13 protein-coding genes and 1 riboswitch are annotated in these 10,286 nt (G+C 72.6%); of the genes, 11 read left to right on the plus strand and 2 right to left on the minus strand.

The annotated features are described in order from the left end of the window. Positions 1–98 precede the first annotated feature (98 nt). Positions 99–686 (plus strand): CGNR zinc finger domain-containing protein, encoded by a 588-nt coding sequence (locus ABT247_RS27835; RefSeq protein ID WP_350747619.1) that lies wholly within the window; start codon positions 99–101, stop codon positions 684–686. 51 nt (positions 687–737) lie between these two features. On the opposite strand, the gene sodX is transcribed toward ABT247_RS27835, so the two are convergent. After that, positions 738–1,181 (minus strand): nickel-type superoxide dismutase maturation protease, encoded by a 444-nt coding sequence (gene sodX, locus ABT247_RS27840; protein ID WP_350747622.1) that lies wholly within the window; start codon positions 1,179–1,181, stop codon positions 738–740. A gap of 177 nt (positions 1,182–1,358) precedes the next feature. Here sodX and sodN point away from each other — a divergent pair, with 177 nt between their 5' ends. The 8 genes from sodN (at position 1,359) to ABT247_RS27880 (ending at position 7,876) form a co-directional block, all read left to right on the plus strand. Continuing rightward, on the plus strand, positions 1,359–1,754 hold the full coding sequence (sodN, locus tag ABT247_RS27845; protein WP_350747625.1) for a superoxide dismutase, Ni: 396 nt from the start codon (positions 1,359–1,361) through the stop codon (positions 1,752–1,754). A gap of 181 nt (positions 1,755–1,935) precedes the next feature. Continuing rightward, a riboswitch (cobalamin riboswitch) is annotated at positions 1,936–2,059 on the plus strand. Between the two features lie 120 nt (positions 2,060–2,179). Next, on the plus strand, positions 2,180–3,235 hold the full coding sequence (locus ABT247_RS27850) for a FecCD family ABC transporter permease (protein ID WP_350747628.1): 1,056 nt from the start codon (positions 2,180–2,182) through the stop codon (positions 3,233–3,235). Continuing rightward, a complete protein-coding gene (locus tag ABT247_RS27855) occupies positions 3,235–4,032 on the plus strand; it encodes an ABC transporter ATP-binding protein (RefSeq protein WP_350747631.1) in 798 nt (265 codons plus the stop codon). Before ABT247_RS27850 ends, ABT247_RS27855 begins: the two co-directional genes overlap by 1 nt. A gap of 36 nt (positions 4,033–4,068) precedes the next feature. Then, complete coding sequence (locus ABT247_RS27860; protein WP_350747634.1) at positions 4,069–5,067, plus strand: ABC transporter substrate-binding protein; 999 nt, start codon at positions 4,069–4,071, stop codon at positions 5,065–5,067. Between the two features lie 100 nt (positions 5,068–5,167). After that, the gene (locus ABT247_RS27865; RefSeq protein ID WP_350747636.1) at positions 5,168–5,551 is read left to right on the plus strand and encodes a nuclear transport factor 2 family protein; all 384 of its coding nucleotides are present in this window, start codon (positions 5,168–5,170) and stop codon (positions 5,549–5,551) included. A gap of 9 nt (positions 5,552–5,560) precedes the next feature. Next, entirely contained in the window at positions 5,561–6,037 is a 477-nt protein-coding gene (locus tag ABT247_RS27870) for a GNAT family N-acetyltransferase (protein WP_350747638.1), read from the plus strand. Positions 6,038–6,320: 283 nt separating this feature from the next. Next, positions 6,321–6,731, plus strand: a complete 411-nt coding sequence (locus ABT247_RS27875; protein WP_350747641.1) for an ATP-binding protein — start codon at positions 6,321–6,323, stop codon at positions 6,729–6,731. Positions 6,732–6,877: 146 nt separating this feature from the next. Then, on the plus strand, positions 6,878–7,876 hold the full coding sequence (locus ABT247_RS27880; RefSeq protein WP_502892514.1) for an RNA polymerase sigma factor SigF: 999 nt from the start codon (positions 6,878–6,880) through the stop codon (positions 7,874–7,876). A gap of 70 nt (positions 7,877–7,946) precedes the next feature. Here ABT247_RS27880 and ABT247_RS27885 read toward each other — a convergent pair whose 3' ends face one another. Then, complete coding sequence (locus tag ABT247_RS27885) at positions 7,947–8,363, minus strand: hypothetical protein (protein WP_350747644.1); 417 nt, start codon at positions 8,361–8,363, stop codon at positions 7,947–7,949. Positions 8,364–8,413: 50 nt separating this feature from the next. On the opposite strand from ABT247_RS27885, the gene ABT247_RS27890 reads away from it, so the two are divergent. Together ABT247_RS27890 and ABT247_RS27895 are read left to right on the plus strand one after the other, a co-directional pair. Beyond that, positions 8,414–9,385, plus strand: coding sequence for a diacylglycerol/lipid kinase family protein (locus ABT247_RS27890; RefSeq protein ID WP_350747647.1), 972 nt, complete (start codon positions 8,414–8,416; stop codon positions 9,383–9,385). Between the two features lie 367 nt (positions 9,386–9,752). Further along, positions 9,753–10,004 (plus strand): WhiB family transcriptional regulator, encoded by a 252-nt coding sequence (locus ABT247_RS27895; protein ID WP_014138019.1) that lies wholly within the window; start codon positions 9,753–9,755, stop codon positions 10,002–10,004. Positions 10,005–10,286: the final 282 nt, after the last annotated feature.

Genomic DNA, 10,286 nt, shown 5'->3' on the forward strand with positions numbered 1-10,286 from the left:
CCCGGCAGGAGACCTCCTGCCGGGCGCCGCCGTTCTGCCCGGTTGGGTAATAGGCTGGAAGCAGTCAGCCCGTTACCGAAATCTCTGGAAGGACCGCCGTGGAGCTCGCCTCGTACGCCGATCTCGCCGTTCGGCTGGTGAACACCGAGGAGCCCGAGCGCGGCACCGACACGCTGACCTCCGTGGACGCGGTGCGCGCCCTGTTCTCCGACTCCTCGCGGGCCGCCGCGCTCGCCGACGAGTCCGACGTGCCGCGGCTGCGGAGCGTGCGGACCAGGCTCCGCGGGGTGTTCGAGGCCGCCGCCGAGGGGGACGAGGTCCGGGGTGTCGACCTGCTGAACAGCCTGCTGATGGAGTACCCCGTCAGCCCGCTGGTCTCCGGGCACGACTACCTGGACGACGCCGGCCGACCGCGCTGGCACCTGCACCTCGCCGACAACTCGCCGACGGCCACCGCGCACTTCAGCGCCGTCGCCTGCATGGGCCTGGCCGTGCACCTCACGGAGCTGGGCGCCGACCGGCTCGGCATCTGCCAGGCGGCGCCGTGCCGCAACGCCTACCTGGACACCTCCACCAACCGCTCCCGCCGCTACTGCTCGGACCGCTGCGCGACCCGCGCCAACGTGGCCGCCTACCGGGCCCGCAAGCGCCAGGAGGCCGAGGCCGCGCTGCACGCCGGCCAGTAGCGGCCGCCACCGGCGGGCGGCCAGCGTCGGAAGCCCCCCGCGCGGGAGGGCTCAGACGTCCTCGACCCACGCCCCGAGCCGGCGGGCCAGGCCCGGCAGCCGGGCCAGCCGGGGGCTCAGCAGCAGCCGCTCCAGCCGGCGGCCCGGTGCCAGCCAGGCCGGGCTCGGGCGCAGCCGCAGCAGCACCCGGCCGAGCACCAGGTCGTCCGGGACCGGGCCGTAGCTGCGACTGTCGCTGTCCACCGGCCGGTTGTCGGAGAGCAGCCACCAGCCCTTCGGCCGGCGCTCGGCGGCCCGCTTCACGACCAGCAGGTCCTGCTGGAAGGGGTGGCGGAACAGCACCACCGCGCCGGGCCGGATCCGCGCGCCGTAGCGGACCAGCAGCTGGTCGCCCTCGCGCAGGGTCGGGACCATCGACGGCCCCGAGACGTCGACCAGCCCGAACGGCACCGCGCCGGCCCTCGCACCGGCCTCCGGCTCCCTGCTCCGCGCCACGACTCCTCCTCCCGGACGGTCCGGCACCAGTCTGCCGTACGGGACGCCATCCGTTCGGTGTCCGGATTACCCCGGTTCTCCATCCGTCTTTCGCCCTAGGCCCACCGCCCGATCGCGAAACCCGGAGGGCGGAAGGGTAATCTCGGGCGCGGGAAGACGATCTAAGGAAGGACTCCCATGTTCTCTCGTCTGTTTGCACCGCGTGCCACCGCCCACGCCCACTGCGACCTGCCCTGCGGCGTGTACGACCCGGCGCAGGCGCGGATCGAGGCCGAGTCGGTCAAGGCCACCCAGGAGAAGTACCAGGCCAACGAGGACCCGCACTTCCGCGCCCGCGCCATCATCATCAAGGAGCAGCGCGCCGAGGCCGTCAAGCACCACATCTCGGTGCTGTGGAGCGACTACTTCAAGGCCCCGCACTTCGAGAAGTACCCGCAGCTGCACAAGCTGATCAACGACACCCTGAAGGCCGCCTCGGCCGCCAAGGCGTCCACCGACCCGGCCACCGGTCAGGCCCTGCTGGACCTGATCGCCGAGGTCGACAAGATCTTCTGGGAGACCAAGCAGGCCTGAGCCTGACGCGTCGACACCCGGCCGCCCCCGTCCGCCCGTCGGACGGGGGCGGTCGTGCGTTCGCTCCCGGTCCGCACCGGGGTCCGCACCCGCTCCGAGCCTGCTCCGGGCCCGAGCCGGGTCCGAGCCGGGTCCGTGCCGGGCCCGTGCCCCGCCCCGAGCACCCCACCCCCGGTAAGGGTTGCCTGCCCTGAGTGGCTGTTATGCTGCCAGGGCGTCCGAGGGGGAAGTCCGGTGCGAATCCGGCGCTGACCCGCAACGGTGAGCGCGGTCCGGGGCACCCCCGCGTCCGCGCCAGTCCGATCGCCCCCGGTCGCTGACCTCCCGACAACTCGCCGTGGACTGCGAGGGGACGGCGCCCGGGCACGCCCCCGGCCGGCGCCCGCCCCGGCGCACCCGCGGCCCGAGGCAAGGCGCGGCCCCACGTGCACCGAAGTTCGCCCGTCCGCCGAATACCCGCCCTCCCGCTCGCCGCGGGCCTGGCCGTCGCCCTGCTGCTGTCACTGGTCTGCGGGGTCGCGCTCGGCGCCTCCGGGATCGGACTCCCCCGGGTGCTGCGGCTGCTGGGCGCCGGGCTGACCGGCGGCCGGCTGGACGCGGCCGAGGCCGCCGGCTACGCGATCGTCTGGGAGATCCGGCTGCCGCGCACCGTGCTGGCCGCGGTGGTCGGCGCCGGCCTGGCCGCCACCGGCGTCGCCGTCCAGGCGCTGGTGCGCAACGCGCTCGCCGACCCGTTCGTCCTCGGCATCTCCTCCGGCGCGGCCGTCGGCGCCAACGCCGTCCTGCTGTTCGGCGCCTTCGCCTCGCTCGGGGTGTGGGCGGTCTCCGCCTCCGCCTTCGGCTCCGCGCTGGTCGCCATGGCACTGGTCTACGTCGCCGCCCGCACCGCGTACGGCCTCACCCCGCTGCGGCTGGTGCTCACCGGAACCGCCCTGTCCTACGGCTTCTCCGCCGCCACCACCCTGATGGTCTTCGCCGCCGACCGCGGCGAGGCCGCCCGGTCCGCCATGATGTGGCTGCTCGGCAGCCTCGGCGGTGCCACCTGGGGCTCGGTGCCCGTCGCCGCCTGCACCGTGCTGGCCGGCCTGGGCCATCTGCTCTGCGCGGCCGGCCGGTTGGACGCGCTCGCGATGGGCGACGAGACCTCCGCCTCGCTCGGCGTGGACCCGGACCGGCTGCGCCGGGAGCTGTTCGCCGTCACCGCCGCCGTCACCGGGACCGTGGTCGCGGTCAGCGGGGCGATCGGCTTCGTCGGGCTGTTGGTGCCGCACCTGGCCCGGATGCTGGTCGGTGCCGCCCACCGCCGGGTGCTGCTGGTGGCGCCGCTCGCCGGGGCCCTGCTGCTGGTCTGGGTGGACATCGCCTCGCGCACCCTGCTGGCGCCCGCCGAACTGCCGGTCGGGGTGTTCACCGCGGTGCTCGGGGTCCCGGCCTTCCTGCTGCTGATGCGCCGCCGCGGCCAGGCCCTGGGAGGCCGCTGATGCCGCGCACCGAACCGACCGGGGGCGCCGAGGCGCTGGCCGTCGACGCCGTCACGGTGGAGCTGGCCGGCGCCCGGCTCGTCCACGAGATCAGCCTGGAGGCCGCCGCCGGGCAGGTGGTCGGCCTCGTCGGGCCGAACGGCAGCGGCAAGTCGACCCTGCTGCGCTGCGTCTACCGGGTGCTGCGGCCGGCCGGCGGAGCCGTCCGGCTGGACGGCGACGACCTGCACGCGCTCTCCGCCCGCGAGACGGCCCGGCGGGTGGCCGCGCTGCCCCAGGAGCACTCCGCCGAGTTCGACTTCACGGTGGCCGAGGTGGTCGCCATGGGCCGGCTGCCGCACCGCCGGGGGCTCGGCGGCCCGACCGACGGGGACCGGCTGCGCTGCACCGAGGCGCTGCGCAGGGTCCGGGCCGGCCACCTCGCCGACCGCGGCTTCCTGAGCCTGTCCGGGGGCGAGAAGCAGCGGGTGCTGATCGCCCGCGCGCTCGTCCAGGAGCCGCGGCTGCTGGTGCTGGACGAACCCACCAACCACCTGGACATCGCCCACCAGTTGGAGGTGCTGGCACTGGCCCGGGAGGCCGGGCCCACGGTGCTCACCGCCCTGCACGACCTCAACCTGGCGGCGGGCCACTGCGATCGGCTGTACGTGCTGCGGGCCGGCCGGATCGTCGCCTCCGGCGAGCCCCACGCGGTGCTCCGCCCCGAGCTGCTGGCGGAGGTGTTCGGCGTCCGGGCCACCCCCGTCCGGCATCCGGCGACCGGCGCCCTCCAGCTGCTGTTCGACCGCCTGCCCTGAACTGCTCGCGGACCACTCCGATCCGAAGGAAGCGACATGCGTACCAAGGCCGTTGCCGTTGCCGCTGCCACCCTGCTCGCCCTCGGGCTCACCGCCTGCGGCGCCGAGATCGCCCCGGGCCCGGCGGCCGCCGCCTCCGCCCACTACCCGGTGACCGTGGACAACTGCGGGGAGAAGCTCACCTTCTCGCACCGGCCCGCCCGGGTGGTGACCAACGACGTCAACATGGCCGAGCTGATGTTCTCGCTCGGCCTCGCCGACCGGATGGCCGGCTACGTGATGCCGGACGACAAGGGCCGGGTCGACCGGGTGGCCTGGAAGGACGGCTACCAGCAGACCAGTTGGCTCTCCAGGAAGTCGCTCACCAAGGAGATCGCCCTGGACGCCGGGGCCGACCTGGTGTTCGCCGGCTGGCACTACGGCTTCGACGAGGGCAGCGGCGTCACCCCGCAGGCGTTCAAGGCGCTCGGGATCGACTCCTACGTGCTCAGCGAGTCCTGCCGCAGCGGCCGGGGCAGCGAGCGCGGGGTGATGGACCCGCTGGACGCGCTCTACACCGACCTGACCAACCTCGGCGAGATCTTCGACGTCAGGGACCGCGCCGACCGGCTGGTCGCCGACTTCCGGGCGAGCATCGCCGCCGTCCCCCAGCCCGGACGCCGCCCGTCGGTCTTCCTGTACGACAGCGGCCAGGACAAGCCGTACACCGCCGGGAGGTTCGCCGCTGCCGACCGGATCATCGACCGGGCCGGCGGGTCCAACATCATGGGCGACCTCGCCGACAGCTGGGTCACCGCGGGCTGGGAGAGCGTGGTGCGGCGCGATCCCGAGGTGATCGTGATCAACGACTACGCGACCCCGAGCGCCGAGGAGAAGCGCGCGTTCCTCAAGTCCTTCCCGCCGCTGGCCGGCGTCTCGGCGATCAGGAACGACCGGATCGTGGTCATGGACTACGCGGACCTGGTCGAGAGCCCGCGCAACCCCGCCGCGATCAGCACCCTGGCCGCCTACCTGCGCACCGTGCCGGCCGGCTGACCGGCGTCCGGCCGGCCCGGTCCCACCGGCCCGGTCGCACCCGTCCGGTCGGGCGTACGCTCGGAGTACGAGCCGACGGACCGACCGGAGGAACGAGACCATGACCACCATGGCGGCGCCGTCCGCCTTCGACACCCGGGCGCTGCGCGAGGGCATCGAGCGCTGCGACGCCGACGCCCTCCTGGCGCTGTACGCCGAGGACGCCGAGCTGCGCGTGGTCGACCGCAAGACCCAGCCCAGCCACCCCCTGGTGATGCACGGGCGGGACGAGATCGGCGCGATGCTGAGCGACGTCTACGGCCGCGAGATGACCCACAAGCTGGAGCAGGTGGTCGTCCAGGAGGACCACGTCGCCTTCCTGGAGTCCTGCCGCTACCCCGACGGCGTGCGGGTGCTGATGGCCTCGATGGCCGACCTGCGGGACGGCCGGATCGTCGACCAGACCTCGGTCCAGGCCTGGGACGAGCCGGGGGTCGAGCAGTAGGCTCGCGGCATGATCCGCACCGCCGTCGCCACCGACGTCCCCGTCATCCTGACCATGATCCGCGAGCTCGCGGAGTACGAGCGGGCTCCGCAGGAGGCCGTGGCCACCGAGGAGCAGCTCCGCGAGGCGCTGTTCGGCCCGAACCCCGCGCTGTTCGGTCTGATCGCCGAGGACGACACCACCGGCGAACCGGTCGGCTTCGCCGTCTGGTTCCTCAACTTCTCGACCTGGCGCGGCTCCCACGGGATCTACCTGGAGGACCTCTACGTCCGCCCGGAGGCCCGCGGCGGCGGCCACGGCAAGGCGCTCCTGCTGGAGCTGGCGCGGATCGCCGTCGAGCGGGGCTACGCGCGGGTGGAGTGGTCGGTCCTGGACTGGAACCAGCCCTCGATCGACTTCTACAAATCGCTCGGCGCGGTGCCGATGGACGAGTGGACCGTCTACCGGCTCACCGGCGAGGCACTCACCGCCGCCGGCAGTCGTTGACCGTCCGGGACGTCGGGAACCGGCGTCCGGGCAGTCGGCGTCCGAGACGTCGCCGGGCGGACGCCGGGAAGTCGGAAGTCGCCGGACCGGCTGCTGAGTACGGGCAAAGGCCCTGCCACCCAGCGTCGCAATGCCTTACCATGAGTAACTCTCGCACCGGGGTGCGGAGCACACGCAGCGAAGGCCGATCAGCGGCATCGGCGCCCTTCGAGGGGTGGCAAGGCGCCCCTCGACGGGTAGCACAGGTACCAACCAAGCACAGCGCGTCACCCAGGAGGCAAGGGTGTCCCAGATCGACAGCGATCTCGGAGTTCAGGACTTCGTGGAGGTCCGGCTGCCCGCGGCGGGGGCTTACCTCTCCGTGCTGCGAACAGCGACCGCCGGGCTCGCGGCCCGGCTGGACTTCACCCTCGACGAGATCGAGGACCTGCGGATCGCGGTGGACGAGGCCTGCGCCATCCTGCTCCAGCAGGCGGTGCCCGGGTCCGTGCTGTCCTGCGAGTTCCGCCTGGTCGGCGACTCGTTGAAGGTGACGGTCGCGGCTCCCACCACGGACGGCAGGGCGCCCGAGCGGGACACCTTCGCCTGGACGGTGCTCTCCGCGCTGGCCGGCGAGGTCGACTCGTCGGTCGCCGAGGACAACACCGTGTCCATCAGCCTGCACAAGAAGCGCGGCGGGTCCGCCGCCCACTAGCCGGCCCCGAGCAGCACCCTGCAAGGGCCGTCCGCCGCTCCCCCACCGGGGCCGGCGGGCGGCTCCCGGTACCGCCGCCGTGCGGTACGACCAACGAGACGATGCCGGGGCCCACGGCCCCGGCGCTCCCGGAACGGAACGGGGGAATGGCCGTGAGTGATCTGGACCGTACCGGCCTCGCGACGGCGGGCCCTGCCGTACCGACCCAGGCGAGCGTTCCCGGCCTCGCCGCCAACGACGAAGCGCACCCGAAGGACGCCCACCGGATGAGCCACCCGACCGAGCCGACGTCTGAGCCGACGCCCGCCTCCACGCCCCCGCCGGACCCGGCGGACGGGGCCGTGGAGCTGCACGGCGCCGTGCCCGCCCAGGGCTCGCACCGCACCGGCGCCCCGGACCGGGAGGCCGCCCGCGCGCTGTTCGTCCGGCTGTCGGCGCTGCCCGAGGGCTCCCCGGAGCGCGTCGAGCTGCGCAACCAGCTGGTGCGGATGCACATCCCGCTGGTGGAGCACCTGGCCCGGCGCTTCCGCAACCGCGGCGAGCCGCTGGACGACCTGACCCAGGTCGCCACCATCGGGCTGATCAAGTCGGTGGACCGCTTCGACCACGAGCGCGGGGTCGAGTTCTCCACCTACGCGACGCCGACCATCGTCGGGGAGATCAAGCGGCACTTCCGCGACAAGGGGTGGGCGGTGCGCGTCCCGCGCCGCCTCCAGGAGCTGCGGCTGTCGCTGACCACGGCCACCAGCGAGCTCTCCCAACGGCACGGCCGCTCCCCCACGGTGCACGAGCTGGCCGAGCACCTGGGGATCTCCGAGGAGGACGTCCTGGAGGGTCTGGAGTCCGCGAACGCGTACTCCACGCTGTCCCTGGACGTCCCGGACAGCGACGACGAGTCGCCGGCCGTGGCGGACACCCTGGGCGCCACCGACGAGGCGCTGGAGGGCGTCGAGTACCGCGAGTCGCTCAAGCCGCTGCTGGCCCAACTGCCGCCCCGCGAGCAGAAGATCCTGGTGCTGCGGTTCTTCCGGAACATGACCCAGTCGCAGATCGCCGCCGAGGTGGGGATCTCCCAGATGCACGTGTCCCGGCTGCTGGCGCGGACCCTGGCCCAGCTGCGGGAGAAGCTCCTGGTGGAGGAGTAGGACTGACGGCCGCTCAGCCCGCGCGGGCGCGGCCGTCCGGCACGCTCAGGACCCCGGCGGCCCTGCGCGCTCAGCCCTCGTGCTGGGCGTACAGGGCCGCCGTCGTCCTCGGGTTCAGCAGCGAGCCGATCCCCACCAGGCCGAGCAGGCCCACCACCGCGCCGACCGCGATCATCGCGCCGCCGCTCTGGATCATGTAGTACGCGACCGGCAGGCAGATCGAGTTGGTCAGCACGGCCGGGCTGCGGCCCCAGCGGCGCTCCCTGAGTAGCGCCCGGGCGGCCAGGACGGGCAGCACGCCGAGCAGCACGATGACCAGGCCGCCGAACTCGTTCAGGGCCAGCTGCTTGGCCTGGCCGGACACCGCGGACACCATGTCCGAGACGCCGACGACGGCCAGCGCGACGCCCTCCAGGGCGGTGATGGCGGCGCCCACGGTGAGCGGAACCGGGCGGGCGGATGCGGGTGCGGGGGTTTCTGCGGTCACTCCAGCAGGGTAGCCGCCGGTTGGTACGTACCGACCCGTAGGCTTTCCCCATGCGCGCTCTCCTGGTCGTGAACCACAAGGCCACCACCACCAGTGGCCGCACCAGGGACGTACTGATCCACGCCCTGCGCAGCGACCTCAAGCTGGAGGTCGCGGAGACGCAGTACCGGGGCCACGCGCGCGACCTGGCCCGCGAGGCGGCGCAGGACGGCACCGTCGACCTGGTGGTGGCCCTGGGGGGCGACGGCACGGTCAACGAGGTGGTGAACGGGCTGCTGGCGCACGGCCCGGGCGAGCGGGTCCCGCGACTGGCCGTGGTGCCGGGCGGTTCGACCAATGTGTTCGCCCGCGCGCTGGGCCTGCCCAATGACCCGGTGGAGGCCACCGGCGCCCTGCTGGACGCCCTGGACCGGGGGCGCGAGCGGCCGATCGGGCTGGGCAAGGCGATGACCGAGGGGCTGCCGGACCGCTGGTTCACCTTCACCGCCGGCCTGGGCTTCGACGCCGGGGTGGTCGGCCGGGTCGAGGAGCAGCGCCGGGCCGGGCGGAAGTCCACCCACGCCCTGTACGTCGGGCAGGCGCTCCGGCACTACTTCACCCAGCGTGAGCAACGCCGAAAAGGCCCGGTGACCCTGGAACTACCGGGCCACGAGGCCGTGCCGGGCCTCGTCCTGGCGATAGTCAGCAACACCTCGCCGTGGACGTTCCTCGGCAACCGTCCGGTCTACCCCTCGCCCCTCGCCTCCTTCGACACGGATCTCGACGTCTTCGGCATCACCCTGATGACGGCGTTCGGCACCGCTCGAACGGTCCGTCAGATCCTGCGGTCGCACGCGCCTTCGAGCGACGGCGCCCCACCGGCCGGGCCGTCCGGAAAGCACGTCGTCTCCTATCACGACGTCAGGCACTTCACCTTGGTTTCGCAGGAACCCGCCCCGTTCCAGGTCGACGGGGACCATCTTGGAGACCGGAGGCGGGTCAGTTTCACAGGCGTACGGCGGGCACTGCGTGTGATTGTGTGACCGGAAGCGGGCTTCGCCCTTCTTCTCGAACGCACAAGCCCCCTTCACTCCATAGAAGTACTGGCTGTGAGCTAGGCGACACCGAAGAATCAAAAATTCCTCCCCGAAGGGGGTTGTATCCGAGCCCGAGGTTTGCGAACCTCTACATGGCGATCGGGACACATCGCAGCGACGGCACCTCCGGAACCACAGGAGCGCCGACCGCGGGGTGTCCCTCGAATCGCCGAATCCCCCTAGCGCAGACCACCCGGGCCCGGTGGGCCTTTGGTCTCTTTTGCTGTTGTGGGATTCGTGAAAGCGTTCACATTCACAAGCCATTCGATTATGCCGATCGGGCCACCCCCGCGGCAGGAGGAGTTGGACGACCATGGACTGGCGCCACCGCGCTGTCTGCCGCGAAGAGGACCCGGAGCTGTTCTTCCCGATCGGGAACACCGGTCCTGCTCTGCTGCAGATCGAGGAAGCCAAGGCCGTGTGCCGCCGCTGTCCGGTGATGGAGCAGTGCCTCCAGTGGGCGCTCGAGACCGGTCAGGACGCCGGCGTCTGGGGCGGTATGAGCGAGGACGAGCGTCGTGCGATGAAGCGCCGTGCCGCCCGCAACCGCGCCCGCACCGCCTGATCAGCCCCGTCTGGTCACACGCCGTAGCAGCAGCAACAACCGCAGTACCGATCAACACATGATCAAAGGCTTCCCTGCACCTCCTGGTGAAGCCTTCCGCACAAAGGGCCCCGCCTGGCGAGGTCCCGCGACACCCGGGCCGTCCAGCCACTTGATACTGTTCACTTAGAGCAATATCGTGGAGCTGAGGCGCTCACCGTGTGCAACGCACCGGCCAGTGTCGCACCACCCAGAGCCCCCGTTCCGGCCGACTCCCCCCGACGGCCGGAACGGGTTGAGAGG

It is taken from the genome of Kitasatospora sp. NPDC001539, from assembly GCF_040298565.1.
Taxonomy (GTDB): Bacteria; Actinomycetota; Actinomycetes; order Streptomycetales; family Streptomycetaceae; genus Kitasatospora.

Coding starts and splice junctions, on each gene's coding strand:
- ABT247_RS27870 (WP_350747638.1), top strand. CDS start 5,561: ATGATCCGCACCGCCGTCGCCACCGACGTCCCCGTCATCCTGACCATG.
- ABT247_RS27895 (WP_014138019.1), top strand. CDS start 9,753: ATGGACTGGCGCCACCGCGCTGTCTGCCGCGAAGAGGACCCGGAGCTG.
- ABT247_RS27880 (WP_502892514.1), top strand. CDS start 6,878: ATGGCCGTGAGTGATCTGGACCGTACCGGCCTCGCGACGGCGGGCCCT.
- ABT247_RS27860 (WP_350747634.1), top strand. CDS start 4,069: ATGCGTACCAAGGCCGTTGCCGTTGCCGCTGCCACCCTGCTCGCCCTC.
- ABT247_RS27855 (WP_350747631.1), top strand. CDS start 3,235: ATGCCGCGCACCGAACCGACCGGGGGCGCCGAGGCGCTGGCCGTCGAC.
- ABT247_RS27890 (WP_350747647.1), top strand. CDS start 8,414: ATGCGCGCTCTCCTGGTCGTGAACCACAAGGCCACCACCACCAGTGGC.
- ABT247_RS27865 (WP_350747636.1), top strand. CDS start 5,168: ATGACCACCATGGCGGCGCCGTCCGCCTTCGACACCCGGGCGCTGCGC.
- sodN (WP_350747625.1), top strand. CDS start 1,359: ATGTTCTCTCGTCTGTTTGCACCGCGTGCCACCGCCCACGCCCACTGC.